The sequence below is a fragment of the Bradyrhizobium sp. AUGA SZCCT0182 genome, from assembly GCF_018130185.1.
In the GTDB taxonomy this organism is placed as follows: Bacteria; Pseudomonadota; Alphaproteobacteria; order Rhizobiales; family Xanthobacteraceae; genus Bradyrhizobium.
Genome location: NZ_JAFCLY010000025.1, coordinates 105,352 through 127,670, shown reverse-complemented (window position 1 = coordinate 127,670; position 22,319 = coordinate 105,352). Strand labels below are relative to the sequence as shown.

The following is a 22,319-nucleotide window of genomic DNA, read 5'->3' as shown; positions in this document are numbered from 1 at the left end:
GAGCTCAGATGCGCAATTGCGCATCGGGGGACCCATAACCACAGGGAGAAGTTTTGCGAATGGTCTCTGCTACCGAGCTTCATCGACAGATCACGCGGTATGGGTCCCGGCGTTCGCCGGGACGACAGCTAGCGTCACGCCGCCTTTTTCGGCGGCTTGCGTTGGCGCAGGAAGCGGCCGAGCAGGCGGCGTTTGCCCTTGCGCGGGATCAGATCGACGTCGCTGACGAGCTTGGCGCCGCCCTTGCGCCGCTCCAGCACGATCTTGCGGCTATGGAAGGCTTCCAGCTCGACGCGATGGGCGACACTGACGATGGTTGCTTTCGGCAGCTCCTTGATGACCATCTCCATCATCTTGTCCTGGCTCTTTTCGTCGAGCGCCGAGGTCGCCTCGTCCAGCACCACGATGTCGGGGTTGTGCAGCAACAGCCGCGCGAACGCCAGCCGCTGCTTTTCGCCGCCCGACAATGTCTGGTCCCACGGCGCCTCTTCCTCGATCTTCTCCTTGAGATGATCGAGACCGACCTTGTGCAGGGCTTCGCAGAATTGTTCGGATCTCCAGTCCTCGGCGGCGCCGGGATAGGCGATCGCACGGCGCAGCGTGCCGGTGGGGATGTACGGCTTCTGCGGCAGCATGAAGAGCCGGCGGTCAGGATGGAAATTGACGCTGCCGCCACCCCATGGCCACAGCCCCGCAATCGCGCGCACCAAGGTGCTTTTGCCGGTGCCGGATTCGCCGGCCACCAACAGCCGTTCGCCAGGTTCAATCACGACTTCGGTCTCGCCGACCACGGCGGTGCCGTCGTCGAGCGTTACCGAAAAATCGTTGAGGCTGAGCATGGCCTCGCCCTCGGTCTCGCCGCGCTTGATGCGGCCGAAGCCGTCGCCGCGTTCGGCCCGCTCCAGCCCGTCGAGCGACATCATCAGCGAGGCGATCCGGCGCGCGCAGGCGTTCCAGTCGGCGAGACGCGGATAATTGTCGACCAGCCAGCCGAACGCGGTCTGCACGATGGTAAAGGCGGAGGCCGCCTGCATCACCTGTCCGAGCGTCATGCTGCCGTCGAGGAATTTCGGCGCGCACAGCAGCAGCGGGACTACAGGTGCAATCAGGCCGGATCCCTGCGACACCAGCGTGGTGCGCATATGCTGGCGGGCGAGCTGCGACCATTGCCGCAGTACATTGGAAAAGTTCTTGTCGAGGCCGTCGCGTTCTTCCTCCTCGCCGCCGAGCAGCGCGATGCTCTCGCCGTTCTCGCGCACCCGGGTCAGCGTGTAGCGGAATTCGGCCTCGGCCTGGTTCTTGTCCTCGGACACCTGCACGAAGCGGCGGCCGATGGCCATGATCGAGCCGGAGGCGATCGCGGCGTAGACCACCGCGGCAATGACGAGAAAGCCGGGGATCGTCACAACAGATCCGCCGAGCGTCACCGTCAGCGCGCCGCCGATGGTCCAGAGCACCACGATGAAGGTCGCAGCGGATAAAAACGCCGAGGTGACGCCGGCGACGAAATCCACCGGCGAGTCGGTCGAGATCCGCAGATCCTCGGCGATGCGGTGTTCCGGATTCTTGTGATCGCCGCCGACGAGGTTGAGCTGGTAGTAGCGGCCGCTGGTGAGCCAGCGCGTCATGACAGCGCTGGTCAGCCAGGCCCGCCAGCGCCGCTGGATGCCCATCCGCGCGAACACCTGCGCGACGCCGAGCAGCACGCTGCCGATCGCAAGCGGGAAGAACACCCCGGTGAGATAGAAGACGGTGGCGGATTCGCGCTTCTCGATGGCGTCGAAGATCGCCCGGTTCCAGACATTGATGCCGTACTGGAATCCGACATTGACGACGATCAGGATCAACAGCCCGATCGAAAAGACCCATGCCAGCCGGTCGCCGCCTCTGCCCCAATAGCCGCGCGCGCTGATCCAGAACCGTGTCAGCAGATAGTCTTTACGCGCCTGCTCGGCCTCCTCCGGCGACAATTCCGGGTCGGGCTCGACCACCTGCGGCGGCGGCGGTTCAACGTGGTCGCCGTCTTCCGCAACGACATCGACAACCTCGGACTTTTCTTCCGATGACTCTTCGGAAGCAGATTCTTTGGTGGCAGGCGATTTCTTCGAGGAATCGGATTTCTTCGAGTCGGATTTCTTCGAGGACGGCTCGGACTTCACGGCGGACTTCGCATCGGACTTACTATCAGTCTTGGCCATGGCCCGATAACGCGAAGAAAATCAGAAGGTTCCCTGATGGGTGCTTCCCACGTCATAGGCGAGCGCAAGCGACGCCGTCCTTCAGACGGCTTGGCCCGGCCGTGACGACGTGTGAATGACACCGCTGACCTGCTGACCTCAGGACGCCCGCGTCGCGGTGGCGCGTTTCATCATGCGCCAGCGGGCGACCGCGTGCAGCACGCGCGAAAGCTGCTCGATCGAGTAGGGCTTTTGCAGCAGCTCCAGACCGTCGCTGCCGCTTTCGGACAGGCCGTGGCTGTAGCCGCTGGTCAGCACGACCGGCAGATCGGCATGGTAGCGGCGGATTTCCTGCGCCAGCTCGATGCCGGTCATGCCCGGCATCACGACGTCGGTGAACACCACGTCGTAGCGGTCGGCGCCTTCAGCCAGTTCTTCCAGCGCGTGCGTGGCGTTGTCGACCAGGGTTGTGCCGTAGCCGAGTTCGGCCAGCGCGTCGGTGGCGAATTTCCCGACCTCGATATTGTCTTCGACCACGAGCACCGACATGCCTCTTCCGTCGAGCGGCGGAGCATCTTCCACCATTATCTGCTGCGGCTTGCCGTCACCGGTGGCACGCGGCAGGTACAGCGTGAAAACGCTGCCTTTTCCCACTTCGCTGGCCACCACCACTTCGCCGCCGGATTGCCTGGCGAAACCGAACACCTGGGACAGGCCGAGCCCGGTGCCCTGGCCGACCTCCTTGGTGGTGAAGAAGGGTTCGAAGATGCGACCGTACTGCTCCTGGGGAATGCCGACGCCGGTATCCTCGACGGAGACGGCGACATAGCCGGTGGGTTTTTGGCCGGCGCGGTTCTGGCCGATGGAATCCTGGTTGCGGGGATTTGGCGAACCTGCGGCGGCGCCGGGCAATTCGGTTGCCGCGTGCACCGTGATGGTCAGCCTGCCGCGGCCGTCCATGGCGTCGCGGGCGTTGACCGCCATGTTGATCATCGCGGTTTCGAACTGCCCGGCATCGGCATTGACGACGCACGGTTCGGTCGGCCCATGGATCTCGATCTCGATCCGCGAACCGATCAGCGTCTTGATCATCTCGCTCAGCATCTGCACGTTTTGGCCGACGTCGAACAGTTCCGGCTTGAGTGTCTGACGGCGTGCGAACGCCAGCAGCTGGCTCGTCAGTCGTGCCGCGCGTGTGACCGTGTCCGAGATCGCGTCGATGTAGCGCAGCCGGCGCGGCTCCGGCAGGTCCGGCCGCCGCAACAGATCGACGGAGGCGCGGATCACGGTGAGCAGATTGTTGAAGTCATGCGCGACGCCGCCGGTGAGTTGCCCCAGCGCCTCGAGCCGCTGGCCATGCTTCAGCGCTTCTTCGGCCTCCTGCCGCTTGGCAGCCTCGGCATAAAGATGCCGCGTTCGACGCAGGGCGAGTGCGAGCAAGAAAAACAACAGGGCGGTGGCCGGCGCGCCGAAGATGAGGTGCTGGCTGATGGTGGAGAACCAGCGCGCCCGGATTGCCGACGTCTCAAGGCCGGCGCTGATATAGATCGGATATTCGGCGAGCCGCTGGTAGCCGAGGCGGCGCTCGATGCCGTCGGTCGGCGACGTAACCGTGATGAGGCCGGCCTTGGGGTTCGCGGCGATCTGTTGTCCGACCGGTCCTGAGAGGTCGAGCCGAGCTTCCTGATCGATGGTCGGAAAGCGCGCCAGCACCGCGCCGTCGGTCAAAGCGAGCGCAAAGAAGCTGCCGGGCTCGCGGCCGATCCGGGCGTAGAAATTCTCGAAATATTCAGGCAGTACCGACGCCTGGATCACGCCGGCAAAGCTGCCGTCCGCGTTTTGCCGCCGCCGGCTGAAGCCGAAAAACGGCGCGCCCTGATAGGGCGGGCGCGGTATCAGCGCTTGGCCAATATAGGTTCCGATGTCGCCGGCGACATGGACCTTGAAATAATCCCGGTCCGAGAAGTCGATTTCGGGCGGGGGCATGACGAGGCTGTTGACGAGCGCGTGGCCCCTGGCGTCGAAGACCCAGGTCGATTTCACCTGCGGCAGCGACCCGACAAGCTGCTTCAGCCGCTGATGCAGCGCTTCCTCGCGGGAAGTAATGCCGGCGTCCGGAATGCCGCGGATCACCTCGGCGATTTCGGACAGGCTGCGGTCGATGGTCTCGAACACTTTCAGCGCGTGCTCGTGCACGACATCGAGCGAGCGTTCGATTTCCCGGTCGGCGGTCTCGTTGATCGAGATCCAGGAAACCGCGGATGCAAAGATGAACAGCGCCAGCGGGAGGGCCAGCGAGGCCGCCATCATCCATTGCAGCAATCTCAGCGAATTGCGTTGTGCGGTCTGCACGGGCGCTCCTGCTCCGGAGCGAATCTTACGTCAAACCTGTAACGGAACAAAGCGGCGCGGAAACAGAAAACTTTGTCGGGCGCCGGCCCGGCCGTCTACCGGGATACTCGGCACAAATTAGCTAAATTTGCCGCTCGACCAGTTTCAGCTTGAGCTCGGCGATGGCTTCCGACGGGTTGAGACCCTTCGGGCAAGCCTTGGCGCAGTTCATGATGGTGTGGCAGCGGTAGAGCCGGAACGGGTCTTCGAGATTGTCGAGCCGCTCGCCGGTGGCTTCATCGCGGGAATCGGTAACCCAGCGCGTCGCCTGCAGCAGCGCGGCGGGGCCCAGGAAGCGGTCGCTGTTCCACCAGTAGCTCGGGCATGAGGTCGAGCAGCAGGCGCACAGGATGCATTCGTAGAGGCCGTCGAGTTTTTCGCGGTCCTCGTGGCTCTGCTTCCATTCCTTCTGCGGCGTCGGCGTGGTCGTCTTCAGCCACGGCTCGATCGAGGCATATTGCGCATAGAAATTGGTCAGGTCAGGCACCAGGTCCTTCACGACAGGCTGGTGCGGCAGCGGGTTGACCTTGACAGCGCCGTCTTTGACGTCGTGCATCGACTTGGTGCAGGCCAGTGTGTTCTGGCCGTCGATGTTCATGGCGCAGGAACCGCAGACGCCTTCGCGGCAGGAGCGACGGAAAGTCAGCGTCGGATCGATGTGGTTCTTGATCCAGATCAGGCCGTCCAGCACCATCGGCCCGCATTCGCTGGTATCGATGTGATAGGTGTCGACGCTCGGATTTTTGCCGTCGTCCGGATTCCAGCGATACACCCGAAACTCGCGCGTCTCGGTCGCGCCCGCCGGTTTCGGCCAGGTCTTGCCGCCGGTGATCTTTGAGTTCTTCGGAAGCGCGAATTCAACCATCTATCTTGCCTCTGCGGTTCAGTTCATCATTGCCGGGACAAAAGCGCGAAGCGCGTCTTCCCACTAGAATCCGGCAATCCATCTTCTTCGAAGAAAGATGGATGCGCGGGTCAAGCCCGCGCATGACAAGTAGAGATCAATACACCCGCGCCTTTGGCGGGATGTACTGCACGTCGTTGGTCATCGTGTAGTCGTGCACCGGGCGGTAATCGATCGTGGTTTTGCCACGCTCGTCGATCCACGCCAGCGTGTGCTTCATCCAGTTCTTGTCGTCGCGTTCGGCGAAATCCTCGCGGGCGTGGGCGCCGCGGCTCTCGGTGCGGTTGGCCGCCGAGTCCATCGTCACCACCGCCTGCACGATCAGATTGTCGAATTCGAGGGTTTCGATCAGGTCGGAATTCCACACCAGCGAGCGGTCCGCCGTCGCGACGTCGCCGATGCCGCCATGCACCTTGTGGATCAGGTTCTGGCCTTCGCTCAGGACTTCGCCGGTGCGGAACACCGCGCAATTGCTCTGCATCACATGCTGCATGCTGTCGCGCAGTTTTGCGGTCGGCGTGCCGCCGGAGGCGTAGCGGTAGTGATCGAGCCGGCCGAGCGCCAGGTCGGCGGAGCCCGCCGGCAGTTCCGGCTGCTTGCCGTTGGCCGTGAGTTTTTCGGCGCAACGCAGCGCCGCGGAGCGGCCGAACACGCCGAGGTCGATCAGCGAGTTGGAGCCGAGCCGGTTGGCGCCGTGCACGGAGACGCAGGCGGCTTCACCGAGTGCCATCAGGCCAGGCACGGTGGCGTTGTCGTCGCCGTCCCGCTTGGTCAGCACTTCGCCGTGATAATTGGTGGGAATGCCGCCCATATTATAGTGCACGGTCGGCGTGATCGGGATCGGCTCGCGGGTGACGTCGACATTGGCGAAGATTTTTGCCGATTCGGAAATGCCCGGCAGCCGTTCATGCAGCACCTTCGGATCGAGATGATCGAGGTGCAGATAGATGTGATCCTTTTTCTTGCCGACGCCGCGGCCTTCGCGCATTTCGATGGTCATCGCGCGCGAGACCACGTCGCGCGAGGCAAGGTCCTTGGCGGATGGCGCGTAGCGTTCCATGAAGCGCTCGCCCTCGGAATTGACGAGATAGCCGCCTTCGCCGCGCGCGCCCTCGGTGACGAGGCAGCCCGAACCGTAGATGCCGGTCGGATGGAACTGGACGAACTCCATGTCCTGCAGCGGCAGGCCGGCGCGCAGCGCCATGGCGCCGCCATCACCGGTGCAGGTATGCGCCGAGGTGCAGGAGGCGTAGGCGCGGCCGTAGCCGCCGGTGGCGAGGATCGTGGTCTGGGCGCGGAAACGATGCAGCGTGCCGTCGTCGAGCTTGAGCGCGATCACGCCGCGGCAAACGCCCTGGTCGTCCATGATGAGGTCGATGGCGAAGAACTCGATGAAGAACTCGGCCGCGTGGCGCAGCGACTGGCCGTACATCGTGTGCAGCATGGCGTGACCGGTACGGTCGGCGGCGGCGCAGGTGCGCTGCGCCTGGCCCTTGCCGAAATCCATGGTCATGCCGCCGAACGGGCGCTGGTAGATCTTGCCGTCTTCGGTGCGCGAGAACGGCACACCCCAATGTTCGAGCTCGTAGACCGCTTCGGGCGCGTTGCGCACCATGTATTCGATGGCGTCCTGGTCGCCGAGCCAGTCCGACCCCTTGACGGTGTCGTACATATGCCAGCGCCAGTCGTCCTGATGCATGTTGCCGAGTGCCGCCGAAATGCCGCCCTGTGCGGCGACCGTGTGCGAGCGGGTCGGGAACACTTTTGTGATGCAGGCGGTGCGCAGGCCGGCTTCCGAGCAGCCGACCACGGCGCGCAAGCCCGCGCCGCCGGCGCCGACCACGACGACGTCGTAGGTATGGTCTTCGATCGGATAGGCTTTTCCGTTGGTGGCAGGACCACTTCCTGGACCGCCACTGCCGTTGGTGGCCTTGCCGTTACCTTCAGTCGCCGGATTCTTAGAAGCCATGGGTTACACTCCCGATGACATTTTGAGGATCGCGTAAATGGAGGCGAGCGCCACCGCGATACAGAAGAAATTATTGGCCATCACGCTGGCGAGCTTGATCTTCTCGTTGTGCACGTAGTCTTCGATCACGACCTGCATGCCGATCTTCATGTGCCAGGCACTGGCGAGAATGAAGAGCAGCATGATGATCGCGATGGGCACCGAGCTGAAGATTTGCTTGGCACCCGCCTGGTTGCTGCCGAGCAACATCAGCACCACCACGATCACAGGCACGATCAGCAAGGTCATCGCGACAGCGGTGAGGCGCTGACGCCAGAAATCGGAGGTACCGGAATGCGAGGAGCCGAGGGCGCGGACGCGCGCGAGAGGTGTGCGCATGGAAGGCGACTTGGGCGCGTTCATCGTCCGCCTCCGATGGTCATGTAGGCGACGATCCAGACCAGGATGGTAAGCGAAATGCCGCCGATCAGCGCGCCCCAGGTCAGGGCCTCGCGCTCATTGGCCTTGAAGCCGTAGCCGAGGTCCCAGACGAGATGCCGGAGCCCGGAAAGCAAATGATGCATCAGCGCCCAGGTGTAGCCGAACACGATCAGGCGTCCGATGAAGCTGCCGGTAAAAGCCTGCACATTGGCGTAGGCGCCGGGGCCGGAGGCGGCGGCGATCAGCCACCAGGCCAGCAGCAGGGTTCCGAAATACAGCGCCACGCCGGTGGCGCGGTGGACGATGGACAGCGCCATCGTCAGCGTCCAGCGGTAGGTCTGCAGATGGGGAGAAAGCGGTCGTTCGATCCTGGCGGTCATCGGCGGCTTTGAAGTTGGCGGGACGTGGTGCGGCCCATCGGGGATCGCGTTAAAGCAATTCTATTTACGTAGTCGAACCAGCGAGCGCAACGATCAAATGCCACGAAATCGAACGGTCGTTCATTACTAGATCGAGGATGAAACGAGGGCGATCAGCGGCTTGGTATACCACGCTTGCACTGATTCATTGAAAGAACGAATCATTGTTCGCTTGTTGTGGTGAGCTGTCGCCGCCTGCGCGTATAAAGGGTCGGCGGTGGCGTGGCCGGCGGCCCCACATCGTGGAGCGGGCGGCGTCCCTTCGCCGCCGTTCCCGAGCGCGTCGAGGCTATTCCCGCAGAGCCGACCGGATATGCGAATCCAGCGCACGCCCTGACAGCGCGTCCTCGGCTTGAAGCCTTGCACTTCAAGCCTTGCATTTGATCGTGGGGGCTGCCGCCAGGGCGGCAATGGTCGCGTTGCGATTCGTCGGGTAACGCTGCGGTGTTCCTCAACGTGCAGGCGGGATCGGGATGGTGATGGCCGGGCTTAATCTCGTCGAGCTTGTCGAACTGGCGCTGATGCTGGTTGCGGTCGGCGCGGTGTCGGGGTTTTTCGCCGGCATCTTCGGGATCGGCGGCGGCGCGATCCTGGTGCCGGTGTTCTATGAGTGCTTCCGGCTCGCGGGCGTGCCGCTGGATGTGCGGATGCCGCTCTGTATCGGCACCTCGCTCGCCATTATCATCCCGACCTCGATCCGTTCGTTTCGCGCCCATCACGCCCGCGGCGCGGTTGATCTGGGCGTGCTCAAACTGTGGTGGCTGCCGATCATCATCGGCGTCATCGCCGGCAGCATCACCGCGCGTTACGCGCCCGAGCGGCTGTTCAAGATCGTCTTCGTCGGCGTGGCATGGTCGGCCGCCGCGCGCCTGCTGCTGGCGCGCGACAACTGGAAATTCGGCGACGACATCCCAAAGGGCCCGCTGATGCGGCTCTATGGCTTCTTCATCGGTCTGCTGTCGACCCTGATGGGGGTCGGCGGCGGCCTGTTCGCCAATCTTCTGATGACGTTCTATGGCCGTCCGATTCATCAGGCGGTCGCGACCTCCTCGGCGCTGGCGGTGCTGATCTCGATCCCCGGCGCGCTCGGCTACATCTATGCCGGCTGGCCTGCGGCGGCGCGCTATCCGGATGTCACCGCGCTGCAGCTGCCGTTCGCAATCGGCTTCGTCTCGCTGATCGGCGCCTTGCTTGTGATGCCGACCAGCCTGCTCACCGCGCCGCTTGGCGTGCGCGCGGCGCATGCGATGTCAAAGCGCAACCTGGAGATCGCGTTCGGCTGCTATCTCTTCATTGTCGGCAGCCGGTTTGTGATCAGCCTGTTGTAGGAAACATCATCGACGCAATGCAGTGCGTTCGCGCGCCCTCAGCGGTTCAGGGCGACTTCCCTGAACGCCTTGACGAGCGGAGCTTCCAGCTTGCCGTGCATGCCGCCGAGAATTTCATAGGCTTGCGCACGCGGCATCGCCGGCCTGTACTGGCGAAATTCGATCAGCGCCGCAAAAATATCGGCGATGGTCAGGATCCGGACCAGGTCGGAAATGCTTTCGGCGCAAAGCGCGTCGGGATATCCGCTGCCGTCGAGATATTCATGGTGGTGCCGGACCGCGTGCAGGATTTCCGCCGAGATGCCGCGCGTCCCCTTCAGGATGGTGTGCCCGGCCGCCGGATGGGTTTCGATCAAAGCGCGCTCGCCCGGTTCCAGACGGCTGGGTTTGTCGAGCACCGCGAGGGGAATCTTGGCTTTGCCGATGTCGTGGAACATCGCCGCCGAATACAGCCGCTCGATATCCGCTTCGGCCAATCCCAGGCTCAGTCCGAAGGCGACCGCCGTTCCCGTCACCAGCAGGCAATGCTGATAGGTGCCCTCATGGTGGCGGCGGACGACTTCCAGCCATTCGGAGAGACCTTCGTCGGCAACGCAATTGGAAATCTTGCAGGCGACCGATTTGGCGTCCGCGACATCGATCGGCTGGCCATGCAGCACCGCGGCGAACATCAGCGCCAGCGAGGCGGCGCCGGCAGAGGCCGCACCGCGCGCGCCTTCATGGTCGCCGGTGTCGTCAGTGCGTTCGATCGAACCGGGGTCGATCAGCACCGCGAGCAGCGACCGCGCGGTGACCGGATTGAACAGCACGTGCGTGGCGCCAAGGGCATAGGCCTGCGCCGCGAACAGCCGCGCCTTCTGGTCGATGATGAAGATCTTCCGCTTGGCGCCCTTGAATTTCGCCGCTAGCTCCTTGAGCGCGACGATGTTGTCGGCGTTTCGAAGATCCACGCTGACGATGGCCGCGTCGCAATTCTTCGGGACGTTGTGTTCCTTGCGGAGCAAGGACGAGCTGACGCTGAACTTCGCCCCCAGCAGCATGCGGAGCGTCGAGATTCGATCCGGTTGATCTGCGACGACGTGCAACAACATCGATAACATTACCTGGAAGGCGGTTTGGCCTGATCGTCATCGCTTCTGAAAATCAGACTGGCTCGCCGTTTCAAAACGACCGTAATATTACGGGAGTACAACGCGCCATTCGTCACGCTATCCGCGAAACGGAATCTTTCGGTTAAATGGCAATGCCCAAAAATTGTTCACATGCGCCGCGCGCCCTGGAACTCGCCATGGTGGAACTCGTCATCGTGGAGCTTGGCTTCGCGCTTCGTTGGCGCAGGCACAGGCGTCGTCTCACCCGGACAGGGGATGGCGCTATTTTGCGTAAATCTTTGCGTAAGTATCCCGCAGAATATTCTTCTGCACCTTGCCCATCGCGTTGCGCGGCAATTCGTCGACGACGAAGACGCGCTTCGGCATCTTGAACTTTGCAAGACGCCCATCGAGCGCTTGCAGCACCGAGGCTTCGCTGATGTCGGCGCCCTTGTTGCACACCACGACCGCGGTGACGCCTTCGCCAAAGTCCGCATGCGGCACGCCGATCACGGCGGATTCGATCACACCCGGCATGGCGTCGATCTCGCTCTCGATTTCCTTCGGGTAGACGTTGAAGCCGCCGGAGATCACCAGATCCTTGCCGCGGCCGAGAATGTGCACATAACCCTTGTCGTCGATCTTGCCGAGATCGCCGGTGATGAAGAAGCCGTCGTCGCGGAATTCGGCTTTTGTTTTCTCCGGCATCCGCCAATAGCCCTTGAAGACGTTCGGGCCCTTGACCTCGATCATGCCGATGGTGTCGCGCGCGATCTCCTTGCCGGTTTCGGGATCGGTGACGCGGACGGAAACGCCGGGCAAGGGAAGGCCGACGGCGCCGGCAACGCGGTCGCCGTCATAGGGGTTGGAGGTGTTCATGTTGGTTTCGGTCATGCCGTAACGTTCGAGAATGGCAAAACCGGTGCGTGCGGCCCATTCGCGATGGGTGTCGGCGAGCAGCGGCGCCGAGCCCGAAATGAACAGCCGCATGTGCTTGGCGGAGTCTTTGGTCAGCGCCGGGCTCTGCAGCAGCCGCGTGTAGAAGGTTGGCACGCCCATCAGCACGGTTGCACGCGCCATCAGCTTGATCATCAGTTCGGGGTCGAGCTTCGGCAGGAAGATCATCGAGGCGCGTGCGAACAGCGTCACGTTGCTCGCCACGAACAGGCCATGGGTGTGATAGATCGGCAGCGCGTGGATCAGCACATCGTCCTTGGTGAAGCGCCAATAGTCCACCAGCGAGAGCGAGTTCGAGGCGAGATTGTCGTGCGTCAGCATCGCGCCCTTGGAACGCCCCGTGGTGCCCGACGTGTAGAGGATCGCTGCGAGGTCGTCGCTGGCGCGGGCGACCGTTGCAAACGAAGTGTCCGCCCGGGCGGCGGCGTCCGTCAGCGTTCCCTTGCCGTCGGGTCCGAGCGTTTCGACCTTGGCTTTGACCTTGGCCGCGATCGCGCCGATGCCCTCAGCCTTGGAGGGGTCGCACACCACCAGCGACGGCTCGGCGTCGGTGATGAAATACTCAAGCTCGTTCAGCGTATAGGCGGTGTTGAGCGGCAGATACACCGCACCTGATCGTACCGTGGCGAGATAGAGCACCAGCGCCGGTACGGATTTTTCGGTCTGCGCCGCCACGCGGTCGCCCGGTTTGACGCCCCTGGAAACCAGCACATTCGCCATCTGGCCGGCGCGGGCGATCAGATCGGCATAGCTGATTTTCGTACCGTCGAGCATCTCGATCGCGAGCCGGGCGGGGTCGTCGAGCTTGTCGAACAGGCGGGAAAACAGGTTGGCGCTGGCGGTGGTGTTCATGCAACATTCCCTGAGGGGCATCAGGTGGCTGGATTAGCAAAAAGGCCCCTCAAAAAGCAACGGAGACAGTTTGCATGTCAAATAATGGGAAACGCGTAGCCTGGGTGACCGGCGGCGGCACGGGAATCGGTGAATCCGGCGCGGAGCATCTCGCGGCGGATGGCTGGATCGTCGTGGTTTCGGGACGCCGCCAGGCCGAGCTGGACCGGGTCGTGGCCAACATCACCAAAAAGGGCGGCAAGGCCGAGGCGATCGCGCTCGATGTCGGCAACAGGGCCGACGTCAACAGAGCGGCGGAACAGATCCTCGCCAAGCACGGCCGGATCGACCTCCTGGTCAACAGTGCCGGCGTCAACGTACCGAAGCGGAGCTGGGCGGATGTGGAACCGGAGGGCTGGGACAAGGTCGTCAATATCAACCTCAACGGCGTCATGTTCTGCATGCAAGCTGTGCTGCCGGCGATGCGCAAGCAGAAGGATGGCTGCATCATCAACGTCGCGTCCTGGGCCGGTCGTCATGTCTCGAAGATGACGGGCCCGGCCTACACCACCACCAAGCATGCAGTGCTGGCGCTGACCCATTCCTTCAACATGGACGAATGCGTCAACGGGCTGCGCGCCTGCTGCCTGTCGCCCGGCGAGGTCGCAACCCCGATCCTGAAATCGCGCCCGGTGCCGCCGAACGAAACCCAACTGGCGAAGATGCTGCAGCCCGAGGATTGCGGCCGCACCATCGCGTTCGTCGCCAGCCTGCCGCCGCGCGTCTGCGTCAACGAGATCCTGATCAGCCCGACACACAATCGCGGCTTCATCCAGACGCCGGCGAGCAATGATTAGAGATCGTAGGGTGGGCAAAGCCAACGGGTCGCGCGAATGCGCGCCCGATGACAGGCTCCGCGTGCCCACCATCTTTTTATGACGCCAAATTGTGGTGGGCACGGCGCAAGCGCGCCTTTGCCCACCCTACAAGCTTGAGCCGCATACATTCTCCCGCTATACCTAGGCTCTCGCGCGACTGGCGATCGCAGATGGGGCACCATCGGGAAGCGCGAGATTTTCAGCCGCGCGCCTGGGCAATCGGAAAAATCCGATCCACCTCCTTGAGAAGGAGCGGCCCATGTTGACGACCATCCAGATATCAGGATTGCAGACCTTCGGATATCACGGCCTGTTCGAGGAAGAGCGCCGGCTCGGCCAGAAATTCACCTTCGACATCGACGCGACGTTAAAGGCGGCGCCGACGCACCGGGACGACAGGCTGGATGCATCGATCCGCTATGATGCCGTGGTGGATGCCGCCGTGAGTCTTGCCGGCGCGACGAAATATCAAACGCTGGAAGCGCTCGGGGAAGCGGTTGCGATCGGCCTGCTGCGGCGCTTCGCCTTGATCGACACCATCACCGTTGGCGTCGCCAAGTTCAGTCCGCCGATCCCGCATACGGTCAGCAAGGTCGGAATCACGGTGCGCCTGGCGCGCGCCGAGCTGGCGGATCGGCCGGTCGAGGAAGCAATGGAAGATTTTGTCTAGGGGGCGGCATCGGTACGACGCGGTGGCCCACCCATCCTTCACCGCACGGGATCGTCATTGCGGGCGAAGCGAAGCAATCCATCTCTCGTAACGCGGCATCATGGATTGCTTCGCTGCGCTCGCAATGACGATGTGGAGATGGTAGCTGCGACAAAGTAACCCGACAGGCAAATCAATTCCGATTTGCAGAAATCATGTCAAGTCAAGAAGTTCCGAAAATCAAAAATATTCTTGTTGCCATCCGACCCAAATCAGTGCGCATCTATCGCCATCCCGTCCCACTCAGAGGGGCGTTGGCCATCGTCACAACGAGGGGCGGGGATGCGGTGGACGCTGACGTTGCGATTGACGGTCGCGGCTGATGCGTACGGCAAAAGCGTGTGGTCCTGGCGCCCGTAACGGCGTCAAGCCTTTCGGGAGCTAACGCCCCCGAGGGGCGACGGTGGCAATAGAGGCCGTCTCACCGGGGAGAGCGCGTCATAAGCCGTAAAGCCATTGCGCAGGGAATGTCGGATGTTCTCCGCTGCCCTGTATGCTCGTGTGCAGCTTCTTTAGCACAATCGCACGCGAGACCGCGGGTGCAGCGCGCATCCGGCATTCCCTGCGCCCTCTGATTTCGGGGGCGGAACGAAATTGAAAACCTCGGGCGCATCGCGCCGCGAGAATGCGAAACTGTTTCCGCGTCGTCCCGGCGAAGGCCGGGACCCATAGCCACCGAAGGTTCGATTGAAAGAAGATCGTCGAGCAGCCTCTCTCACTACAAGCGCCGCGGCGTATGGGTCCCGGCCTTCGCCGGGACGACTACTCCCCCACGGACCACCCTCCCGAAAGTTTCAGCCATCACGATAAATTATCCGCCGAAACTGCCCGAAAAACCTCCCGTAGCTCGGCCAACGACGGCGAAAACGGTCAACCGACCAGCGTCGTTGTTCTCAGCACCGGCGGCCCCCCGCCGGAGACCTCAATCATCGGGAGAAGATCCATGTCGAACCGTATCGCTTATCTGACCGCCGCCGCCTTCAGCGTGCTCGCGCTCACCGCCACCGTGTCAGCGCCGGCAAGCGCGGAAGAAAAGACCGTGATGGTCGGCGGCGCCGCGATGTTCCCCTCGAAGAACATCGTCCAGAACGCCGTCAACTCCAAGGACCACACCACGCTGGTCGCCGCCGTGAAGGCCGCTGGTCTGGTCGAAACCCTGGAAAGCAAAGGCCCGTTCACGGTGTTTGCGCCGACCAACGCCGCCTTCGGCAAGCTGCCGGCCGGCACCGTCGACACGCTGGTGAAGCCTGAGAACAAGGCGACCCTGACCAAGATCCTGACCTACCATGTCGTCCCCGGCAGGCTCGCCGCAGCCGACCTCAAGGACGGCATGAAGCTCAAGACCGCCGAAGGCGAACAGCTGACGGTGAAGCTCGACGGCAGCAAGGTCTGGATCGTCGACGCCAAGGGTGGAACCTCGATGGTCACGATCTCGAACGTCAACCAGTCCAACGGCGTGATCCATGTGGTCGATACCGTGCTGATGCCGGCTTCGTGATCTCCGCGCGCTCCTGATTAGTCCCAACAGGATGCGGGGAAGGGCGAGCCGGGGCGACCCGGCTCGCTTTTTTGTGACCCCGAAGAGCCCCATGCGTCGATCTGGTCGCACGAGGGCAGTAACGAAACCCCGGTTCCCGGCGTATAAACGGTAACCCATTGCAACGACGGATCAGGCCATGTCGAGCATCACCGCCAGCGACGAGCAAGCCAGCGCCAAGGCAGCCCCTGGGGCGACGCGAGCGAAGGTCATTCAGCCGGCCTGGGTACGGGCGCTGCACTGGACCAATGCCTTTGCGATGGTCCTGATGATCATGTCGGGATGGCAGATCTATAACGCATCGCCGTTGTTCGGTTTCACCTTCTCGAGCAGCATCACGCTGGGCGGCTGGCTCGGCGGCGGGCTGCTCTGGCATTTTGCCGCGATGTGGCTGTTGATGGTCAACGGCCTGATCTACCTCGCTTTGGGGCTCGCCACCGGCCGCTTCCGCAAGAAGCTGCTGCCGATCACGTCGGAGGGCGTGCTTGCCGATACCAAGGCGGCGCTGACCGGCAAGCTGTCTCACGAGGATCTGACCAAGTACAATTACGTGCAGAAGCTGCTCTATGCCGGCATCATCGTGGTCGGCATCCTGATCGTGCTGTCGGGGCTGGCGATCTGGAAGCCGGTGCAGCTGCAATATCTGACGGCAATGTTCGGCGGCTACGAGGCCGCCCGTTACGTCCACTTCTTCTGCATGGCGGCGATTGTCGCCTTCATGGTGGTTCACGTCGCGCTCGCACTGCTGGTGCCGAAGAGTCTTCGCGCGATGATTATCGGTCGCTGAGGAGAAATATCATGGGCCGCTTGCGCAACCTTCTGATTCCCGGCGTCGACAAGAGCCTGCTGCTCAAGGATGCCGTCAAGACCATGCCGGACCTGACGCGCCGGCGCTTCATCTCCGGCGGCGCCAGCCTCGGCGCGCTGACGCTGCTCACCGGCTGCGACGTAACGGACAGTTTTTCGGCCGAGGAAATGCTGAAGCAGGTCTCGAAATTCAATGACGGCGTGCAGGCCTGGATGTTCAATCCCGATGCGATGGCGCCGACCTTCCCGGAAAGCGCGATCACCAAGCCGTTCCCGTTCAACGCCTATTACAGCCTCGACGAGGCCCCCGAGATCGAGTCCAAGGACTGGAAGCTCGAGGTGCGGGGCCTGGTCGAGAACAAGAAGTCGTGGACGCTCGAGGAATTGTACAAGCTGCCGCAGGTCAAGCAGGTCACGCGCCATATCTGCGTCGAGGGCTGGAGCGCGATCGGCAGCTGGACCGGCACGCCGCTGCGCGATTTCCTGCAAATCGTCGGCGCCGACACCCGCGCCAAATATGTCTGGTTCCAGTGCGCCGACAAGGACGGCTACAATTCGCCGCTCGACATGCGCAGCGCGCTGCATGCGCAGACCCAGATGACGTTCAAGTTCGGCGACGAGATCCTGCCGCGCGCCTATGGCTTTCCGATGAAGATTCGCGTGCCGACAAAGCTCGGCTTCAAGAATCCGAAATACGTGCTCTCGATGGAAGTCACCAACGATTACAAGGGCGGCTTCTGGGAAGACCAGGGATATAATTCGTTCAGCGGGAGTTGATCGCTTCGTAGGGTGGGTATCGCTGCGCTCCACCCACCCTACGCAGTCGTCTTCAGCCGCTTCTGAAACGCGCACAAAACCGCGCCGGTCGCCAGCATCGCCGCGGAAACGTTGAGCGCAAACGAAAGACTTCCCACCGCGTCGGTGATCGCGCCGACCACGATCGGCCCCAGCGTCTGGCCGATGCCAAACGAAATGGTCATCGCCGCGATCCCCATAGGCCAGACGGATGGCGGATAGTTGAAGCGCACGAAGGCGGTGGTCGATCCCACCACCGCGAAGAACGCGACACCGAATACCAGCGCCGAGATCGCCAGCAACAGCGGCGAGTGCCCGAAGATCGGCAGCGCCGCGCCGATCGCGTTGACGCCCAAAATAATTGCGGTGGTGAGGCCGCCGCGATCAAGCGCCAGCACCCGCCGCCATACCCAGGGCGTTGCGAACGCACTCATCCCGATCAGGCTCCAGAACAGGCTCTGCGCCGCCGCGCCGCCGCCGCCATCGCGGACATAGGCGATCATGAAGGTCATGTAGGCGATGTAGCCGGCGCCGAACAGGAAGTAGCCGAGCAGATAGGTCAGCACCGGTCCAACGGAGAATCTGGCTGGTGCCGCGCTGTCGATATCAGCGCCACCGCCCAGCGGCGCCAGCAGCAGCGGCATGATCAGGAGGGCGGAGAGCAGTGTCATCGCCCACCACACGATCCACCACGATCCGGGCCCAAAACCTTGCAGCACGAACGGCGCGATCAGTCCCGACGCGAGGATGCCGAGCCCGGGCCCGGCGTAAAACAGGCTGAGCAGGAAATTGGCGCGATCGGGGCGTGTCTGCGCGATCGTGGCGGCCAGCGCCGCGCCGCCGACGAATCCACCCGCGGCTCCGATGCCCGCCAGCAACCGGGCAAAGCTCAGCACGAAAAAATTGCCGGAGACGGCGCAGAGCGCCAGCGAGATGACGGCAGCCAGTGTTCCCCAGCGCACCGTTCGCGTCAGCCCAAACCGCCGGATCATGCGCGAGGCGAGCAGCGCGCCCGCGAGATATCCGACGGCGTTGATCGTGTTCATGAAGCCGGCCGCGGAATAGGACCAGCCCAGCGCGTCGCGCATGTCCGGAAGCACCAGGGCATAGGCGAAGCGGCCGATTCCAAGACCGATCGTCGGCGCAAGCGACACGATGAGGATCAACCACGCGGGATGCGCGTAGGACGGGGGAGGGTTAGGGGCTCTCACAAAAATCTCCGGCAACGGTCATTCTGGCAGGCCAGGCGACCGTTGCACAGCCGCGCAGGGAGCAATGGTGTCGTGCCGTTTGCGCAACGTCAGCCGATCAGCACCAGCGCCACGCCGGCAACCGTCAGCACCGCGCCGGCGACGATGCGCGGTGTGATCCGTACATGGTGCAGCACCATTGCGCTGAGCAGCAATGTGACGAGCGGATAGATCGCGGCGACAGGTGCGACCAGCGTGATCGGGCCGTTGCGCAAGGCGGTGAACAGCGACAGCAGGCTGAGGCCGTTGCAGATGCCGGTCATGGCGAACCAGAACCGGCCCGGCCATGGCGCTGTCACGACGAAGCTCCCCTTGCGGACGCGCTGTACGGTCAGCACCACGAAGGACGACACGACATAGCCGATCAGGCAGGCCCAGAGCGGGCTCGGCCAGATTTCGAGCCCAAGCTTGACGATCGGCGGCACCACGCCGCGCAGCAACGCGCTGGCGAGCGGCAGCAGCAGGGCCCAGCTTCGCCAGTCGCCGAGATCGCGGGGGCGGGTGACGGTGATGATCACGGCGCCGGCGACCGCGATCACGAGGCCGGCGAATTGCAGCTGGTGGAGCGGCTCATGCAGGAGGACGACGGCGAGCGCGACCGCGAACAGCGGCGCCAGATTGCCGAGCGTCGAGGTGACGACCGGGCCCAGCGCACTGTTGGAGGCAAAGGTCAGCAGGGTCAGCATGGCCGGAAATACCAGCCCGATCGCGGCGAAGATCGGCAGGGCCCGCCAGACCACGGGCTCGCCGGCCAGCAGCAGGGGCGAGACCAGCAGGAACAACAGCGTGAACGAGGGCACGCTGATCGCGGCCCCGGACAGCGGCTCGACCGTCCGCAGCCCGAATTGCGCCGTCACGACGCCCGCACCCAGCAGGCTGGCCGAGGCGAAGGCGAACAGGATGGCTGGGGTCATGAGGTCCGTCTTGAGGCGGGCTTGCTCGAGCAGCCTTTGTGGCCTGTCCAAGCCGCCTTGCCAATCCGCCCCGGGCGCTTTAGCACTCCCGCGGAATTCCTCCGCCTGTCATGCCCGGGCTCGACCCGGGCATCCATCGTCTTCAAAAAAGATGGATTGCCGGGCAGAGGCGAGCGGAAGCGACGCCGTCCTTCAGACGGCTACGCCCGGCGATGACGATCAAACAAGCTCCGAGGTAACTGATCATGGCGACCCATAAACTGCTGCTTCTCCCCGGCGACGGCATCGGCCCCGAAGTGATGGGGGAGGTGCAACGCCTGATCGACTGGCTCAACGCGCAAGGCATTGCCCGTTTCGAGACCGAGCAGGGGCTGGTCGGCGGTTCCGCCTATGACGCCAGCCAGCAGAGCATTACGGATGCGACCATGGCGTTGGCGACGGCGGCCGATGCCGTGATCTTCGGCGCGGTCGGCGGTCCGAAATGGGACGCCGTGCCCTATGACGTGCGGCCCGAGGCCGGCCTGTTGCGGCTGCGCAAGGATCTCGGCCTGTTCGCCAATCTGCGCCCGGCGGTGTGTTATCCGGCGCTGGCGGACGCCTCCAGCCTGAAGCGCGAGATCGTCGAAGGCCTCGACATCATGATCGTGCGCGAGCTGACCGGCGGCGTCTATTTCGGTGAGCCGAAGACCATCACCGATCTCGGCAACGGCCAGAAGCGTGCCGTCGACACCCAGGTCTATGACACCTACGAGATCGAGCGCATCGCCCGGGTCGCCTTCGATCTCGCGCGGAAACGCCGCAACAAGCTGACCTCGATGGAAAAGCGCAACGTCATGAAGTCAGGCGTGCTCTGGAACGAGGTGGTGACGCAGGTGCACGCCCGCGAATACAAGGACGTGACGCTGGAGCATCAGCTCGCCGATTCCGGCGGCATGAACCTGGTCAAGGCGCCCAAGGCATTCGACGTCATAGTGACGGACAATCTGTTCGGCGACATGCTCTCCGATATCGCGGCGATGCTGACGGGGTCGCTCGGCATGCTGCCCTCGGCCTCGCTCGGCGAGATCGACGCCAAGACCAAGAAGCGCCGCTCGCTGTTCGAGCCGGTGCACGGCTCGGCGCCTGATATCGCAGGCAAAGGCCTCGCCAATCCGATCGCGATGATTTCCTCGTTCGGCATGGCGCTGCGCTATTCGTTCGACATGGGCGCGCTTGCCGACAAGGTCGATGCGGCGATCGCCGCCGTGCTCGCCAGCGGCCTGCGCACCGCGGATATCAAGTCCGAGGGAACGACGGCGGCCAGCACCACGCAGATGGGCGATGCGATTTTGAAGGAATTGCAGAAGCTGCACGCGTAAGCCGAAGGACTCTCCACGTGGTCGTCCCGGCCTTGAGCCGGGACCCATAACCACCGTCGGTTATGATGGCGAAGAAAGCCGTCGAACAGCCTGTCTAGATCGATGGGCCGCGGCGTATGGGTCCCGGCTCAAGGCCGGGACGACACCGTTGGTTTAGCTCAATAGCTCAATACAGCGGGAAGCGCTGCGGATAGCCGCCCATGTCCGACGGCGGGTTGAGCGGTTGACGGTCGATCGGGCGATTGAGGTTCTCGCGCGCGAATGACGGGTAGCCGAGATCCGGCGGAAACGCGTAATCCTGGAATTTGCGGTCGCCCGGCAAGACTTCGGTGCCGGCGTCGAGCCAGGAGCGCGTCGTGACGTAGACGCGGGTGTTCGGGCCCTGCTGGTAGACCCGGTTGGGGCCACTGCGTCCGTAGTACGGGCGCCCGTCCTTGTCGTATTGAGCCCTGGACTGGGCGCTGGCTTCGGTCGCGCCGACCGCAACGAGGGCGGCTGCAGCAAGCATCACCACGAGCTTGCTCGCAGCAGGGAATTTAGGGGTCATCGCATCCTCGTCATTCTCAGCCCGTTGGGGCCGATCGCCAAATCGGGTTGGCGTTCATTGTAGCTGCGGCAGGGTGGGCGTCACTAGGTCAATTGCGCCACACCGGACCACAATAATGCCGGCACTGGCGAAAAAGTTTCATGAAAACCAGTATCTTGGCGCGGTATGGCAATTAGAAGGCGCCGCGCAATTGCGGGTTGTCTCCGCCGGTCAGCCAATCCGCCGACAGGGCCGGCGCGGCTGATGTCGCGCAGTCCGCGCGCCTGAGTTCGGCGCGGGCGAACAATTCCGCCAGTTTCGGGTCGTTTCCGGTGCTCAGCGGGGTCAGCCGGTTCAGCATGCAGGAGATCGCGGCGCGGCGGGCCGGCAGACTGTCGCCCTGGCACGACCAGCCGGAGATGCGGAAATTGGAGTCGCTGACGCGCTTCATGAATCCGAGGCAGCCGCGGGGCGCCTCAGCGCCGCTGATCAGGCGCAGCAGGGTCACGGTGCCGAACTTGCTGTCGATCAGGCCCGCGGCTTCCAGCTCGCGCAGGCCGCCCGGGTCCATTCGGGCGGCGATCTCCGCGATCGCGGGGCCGGCATGGCTGAGTTCGCCGCCCGGGCGATAGATCTCGAGTTCGGCGACCGGCTTTTTGTCGGCGCCGCGCCACCGGAAGACGTCCCGGCGGCCGCCCTGCGGATGCCGAAAAATCTCGTAAGCCTCTGTTTTGTCGTGCGGATCAAACTGGCTGACGGCAAGAGCGCGCGACGAGCGGTCGACCAGGCTCCAGGCGTCCTTCAATGAGGCTTCCTTCAATGAGGCTTCCCTGGTTGAGGGGGCCATCGCCGCGGCATCGGGCAATTGTTCCCACAGCGCCATGCCGCCCATGGCGAGCAGAGCCAGGGTCATTACATACGCAACCAGGCGAGCCAGCGTACCGCGGAGTTCGTCCGCAAAGCTGGCCAGCGCCGGATGGATTCTCGTCGTATAATGGGACTTGTAATGGGACTTGGCCGGTTCGGCCGAAAAGGACTGCATCAAACGCCCAAACGCA

General features: G+C 63.5%; 19 protein-coding genes and 1 riboswitch. Of the genes, 7 read left to right on the top strand and 12 right to left on the bottom strand.

Annotated features, from left to right (window positions below):
• Positions 1 to 134: 134 nt before the first annotated feature.
• From JQ611_RS25055 to sdhC, 6 genes are all read right to left on the bottom strand, one after another.
• Positions 135 to 2,198 (bottom strand): ABC transporter ATP-binding protein/permease, encoded by a 2,064-nt coding sequence (locus JQ611_RS25055; protein ID WP_212466874.1) that lies wholly within the window; start codon positions 2,196 to 2,198, stop codon positions 135 to 137.
• Between the two features lie 138 nt (positions 2,199 to 2,336).
• Entirely contained in the window at positions 2,337 to 4,529 is a 2,193-nt protein-coding gene (locus JQ611_RS25050) for a hybrid sensor histidine kinase/response regulator (RefSeq protein WP_212466873.1), read from the bottom strand.
• 121 nt (positions 4,530 to 4,650) lie between these two features.
• The gene (locus JQ611_RS25045) at positions 4,651 to 5,433 is read right to left on the bottom strand and encodes a succinate dehydrogenase iron-sulfur subunit (protein ID WP_192739357.1); all 783 of its coding nucleotides are present in this window, start codon (positions 5,431 to 5,433) and stop codon (positions 4,651 to 4,653) included.
• A gap of 136 nt (positions 5,434 to 5,569) precedes the next feature.
• Positions 5,570 to 7,441, bottom strand: a complete 1,872-nt coding sequence (sdhA, locus tag JQ611_RS25040) for a succinate dehydrogenase flavoprotein subunit (protein ID WP_249133428.1) — start codon at positions 7,439 to 7,441, stop codon at positions 5,570 to 5,572.
• Positions 7,442 to 7,444: 3 nt separating this feature from the next.
• Positions 7,445 to 7,819: a succinate dehydrogenase, hydrophobic membrane anchor protein gene (gene sdhD, locus JQ611_RS25035; RefSeq protein ID WP_211994682.1), complete on the bottom strand. Its 375-nt coding sequence runs from the start codon at positions 7,817 to 7,819 to the stop codon at positions 7,445 to 7,447.
• Between the two features lie 20 nt (positions 7,820 to 7,839).
• A complete protein-coding gene (gene sdhC, locus JQ611_RS25030) occupies positions 7,840 to 8,241 on the bottom strand; it encodes a succinate dehydrogenase, cytochrome b556 subunit (RefSeq protein WP_192739356.1) in 402 nt (133 codons plus the stop codon).
• Between the two features lie 512 nt (positions 8,242 to 8,753).
• On the opposite strand from sdhC, the gene JQ611_RS25025 reads away from it, so the two are divergent.
• The gene (locus JQ611_RS25025; protein WP_249133427.1) at positions 8,754 to 9,608 is read left to right on the top strand and encodes a sulfite exporter TauE/SafE family protein; all 855 of its coding nucleotides are present in this window, start codon (positions 8,754 to 8,756) and stop codon (positions 9,606 to 9,608) included.
• Between the two features lie 38 nt (positions 9,609 to 9,646).
• On the opposite strand, the gene JQ611_RS25020 is transcribed toward JQ611_RS25025, so the two are convergent.
• Both JQ611_RS25020 and JQ611_RS25015 read right to left on the bottom strand, forming a co-directional pair.
• On the bottom strand, positions 9,647 to 10,699 hold the full coding sequence (locus JQ611_RS25020; protein ID WP_212466872.1) for an HD-GYP domain-containing protein: 1,053 nt from the start codon (positions 10,697 to 10,699) through the stop codon (positions 9,647 to 9,649).
• Positions 10,700 to 10,981: 282 nt separating this feature from the next.
• Positions 10,982 to 12,508 carry a malonyl-CoA synthase gene (locus JQ611_RS25015; RefSeq protein WP_212389431.1) on the bottom strand — a complete coding sequence of 509 codons (1,527 nt, stop codon included), beginning with the start codon at positions 12,506 to 12,508 and terminating at the stop codon, positions 10,982 to 10,984.
• Between the two features lie 74 nt (positions 12,509 to 12,582).
• On the opposite strand from JQ611_RS25015, the gene JQ611_RS25010 reads away from it, so the two are divergent.
• The 5 genes from JQ611_RS25010 (at position 12,583) to JQ611_RS24990 (ending at position 17,195) form a co-directional block, all read left to right on the top strand.
• Positions 12,583 to 13,344, top strand: a complete 762-nt coding sequence (locus tag JQ611_RS25010) for an SDR family oxidoreductase (RefSeq protein WP_212466871.1) — start codon at positions 12,583 to 12,585, stop codon at positions 13,342 to 13,344.
• Between the two features lie 164 nt (positions 13,345 to 13,508).
• Positions 13,509 to 13,589, top strand: a riboswitch (ZMP/ZTP riboswitch).
• A gap of 35 nt (positions 13,590 to 13,624) precedes the next feature.
• Positions 13,625 to 14,035, top strand: a complete 411-nt coding sequence (folB, locus tag JQ611_RS25005) for a dihydroneopterin aldolase (protein ID WP_212466870.1) — start codon at positions 13,625 to 13,627, stop codon at positions 14,033 to 14,035.
• Between the two features lie 982 nt (positions 14,036 to 15,017).
• Positions 15,018 to 15,572 carry a fasciclin domain-containing protein gene (locus JQ611_RS25000; protein WP_212035775.1) on the top strand — a complete coding sequence of 185 codons (555 nt, stop codon included), beginning with the start codon at positions 15,018 to 15,020 and terminating at the stop codon, positions 15,570 to 15,572.
• Between the two features lie 178 nt (positions 15,573 to 15,750).
• Positions 15,751 to 16,398, top strand: a complete 648-nt coding sequence (locus JQ611_RS24995; RefSeq protein WP_212466869.1) for a cytochrome b/b6 domain-containing protein — start codon at positions 15,751 to 15,753, stop codon at positions 16,396 to 16,398.
• An 11-nt stretch (positions 16,399 to 16,409) separates the two neighbouring features.
• Positions 16,410 to 17,195 (top strand): molybdopterin-dependent oxidoreductase, encoded by a 786-nt coding sequence (locus JQ611_RS24990; RefSeq protein WP_212466868.1) that lies wholly within the window; start codon positions 16,410 to 16,412, stop codon positions 17,193 to 17,195.
• Positions 17,196 to 17,233: 38 nt separating this feature from the next.
• Here JQ611_RS24990 and JQ611_RS24985 read toward each other — a convergent pair whose 3' ends face one another.
• The gene (locus JQ611_RS24985) at positions 17,234 to 18,424 is read right to left on the bottom strand and encodes a YbfB/YjiJ family MFS transporter (RefSeq protein ID WP_212466867.1); all 1,191 of its coding nucleotides are present in this window, start codon (positions 18,422 to 18,424) and stop codon (positions 17,234 to 17,236) included.
• 89 nt (positions 18,425 to 18,513) lie between these two features.
• The gene (locus JQ611_RS24980) at positions 18,514 to 19,377 is read right to left on the bottom strand and encodes an EamA family transporter (RefSeq protein ID WP_212267582.1); all 864 of its coding nucleotides are present in this window, start codon (positions 19,375 to 19,377) and stop codon (positions 18,514 to 18,516) included.
• Positions 19,378 to 19,622: 245 nt separating this feature from the next.
• On the opposite strand from JQ611_RS24980, the gene leuB reads away from it, so the two are divergent.
• Entirely contained in the window at positions 19,623 to 20,735 is a 1,113-nt protein-coding gene (gene leuB / locus JQ611_RS24975) for a 3-isopropylmalate dehydrogenase (protein ID WP_212466866.1), read from the top strand.
• 166 nt (positions 20,736 to 20,901) lie between these two features.
• Here the strand turns inward: leuB and JQ611_RS24970 are convergent, their stop codons facing one another.
• Together JQ611_RS24970 and JQ611_RS24965 are read right to left on the bottom strand one after the other, a co-directional pair.
• Positions 20,902 to 21,282 carry a hypothetical protein gene (locus JQ611_RS24970; protein ID WP_211994310.1) on the bottom strand — a complete coding sequence of 127 codons (381 nt, stop codon included), beginning with the start codon at positions 21,280 to 21,282 and terminating at the stop codon, positions 20,902 to 20,904.
• Positions 21,283 to 21,454: 172 nt separating this feature from the next.
• Positions 21,455 to 22,303, bottom strand: coding sequence for a hypothetical protein (locus tag JQ611_RS24965; RefSeq protein ID WP_212466865.1), 849 nt, complete (start codon positions 22,301 to 22,303; stop codon positions 21,455 to 21,457).
• Positions 22,304 to 22,319: the final 16 nt, after the last annotated feature.

What these genes read in the sequence shown, in the direction of transcription:
- JQ611_RS25020 (WP_212466872.1), bottom strand. Translation starts at nt 10,699, where the DNA reads ATGTTGTTGCACGTCGTCGCAGATCAACCGGATCGAATCTCGACGCTC.
- JQ611_RS25045 (WP_192739357.1), bottom strand. Translation starts at nt 5,433, where the DNA reads ATGGTTGAATTCGCGCTTCCGAAGAACTCAAAGATCACCGGCGGCAAG.
- JQ611_RS25015 (WP_212389431.1), bottom strand. Translation starts at nt 12,508, where the DNA reads ATGAACACCACCGCCAGCGCCAACCTGTTTTCCCGCCTGTTCGACAAG.
- folB (WP_212466870.1), top strand. Translation starts at nt 13,625, where the DNA reads ATGTTGACGACCATCCAGATATCAGGATTGCAGACCTTCGGATATCAC.
- leuB (WP_212466866.1), top strand. Translation starts at nt 19,623, where the DNA reads ATGGCGACCCATAAACTGCTGCTTCTCCCCGGCGACGGCATCGGCCCC.
- sdhD (WP_211994682.1), bottom strand. Translation starts at nt 7,819, where the DNA reads ATGCGCACACCTCTCGCGCGCGTCCGCGCCCTCGGCTCCTCGCATTCC.
- JQ611_RS25010 (WP_212466871.1), top strand. Translation starts at nt 12,583, where the DNA reads ATGTCAAATAATGGGAAACGCGTAGCCTGGGTGACCGGCGGCGGCACG.
- JQ611_RS24990 (WP_212466868.1), top strand. Translation starts at nt 16,410, where the DNA reads ATGGGCCGCTTGCGCAACCTTCTGATTCCCGGCGTCGACAAGAGCCTG.
- JQ611_RS25025 (WP_249133427.1), top strand. Translation starts at nt 8,754, where the DNA reads ATGGTGATGGCCGGGCTTAATCTCGTCGAGCTTGTCGAACTGGCGCTG.
- JQ611_RS25000 (WP_212035775.1), top strand. Translation starts at nt 15,018, where the DNA reads ATGTCGAACCGTATCGCTTATCTGACCGCCGCCGCCTTCAGCGTGCTC.
- sdhC (WP_192739356.1), bottom strand. Translation starts at nt 8,241, where the DNA reads ATGACCGCCAGGATCGAACGACCGCTTTCTCCCCATCTGCAGACCTAC.
- JQ611_RS25055 (WP_212466874.1), bottom strand. Translation starts at nt 2,198, where the DNA reads ATGGCCAAGACTGATAGTAAGTCCGATGCGAAGTCCGCCGTGAAGTCC.
- sdhA (WP_249133428.1), bottom strand. Translation starts at nt 7,441, where the DNA reads ATGGCTTCTAAGAATCCGGCGACTGAAGGTAACGGCAAGGCCACCAAC.
- JQ611_RS24995 (WP_212466869.1), top strand. Translation starts at nt 15,751, where the DNA reads ATGTCGAGCATCACCGCCAGCGACGAGCAAGCCAGCGCCAAGGCAGCC.
- JQ611_RS24970 (WP_211994310.1), bottom strand. Translation starts at nt 21,282, where the DNA reads ATGACCCCTAAATTCCCTGCTGCGAGCAAGCTCGTGGTGATGCTTGCT.
- JQ611_RS24980 (WP_212267582.1), bottom strand. Translation starts at nt 19,377, where the DNA reads ATGACCCCAGCCATCCTGTTCGCCTTCGCCTCGGCCAGCCTGCTGGGT.
- JQ611_RS24965 (WP_212466865.1), bottom strand. Translation starts at nt 22,303, where the DNA reads ATGCAGTCCTTTTCGGCCGAACCGGCCAAGTCCCATTACAAGTCCCAT.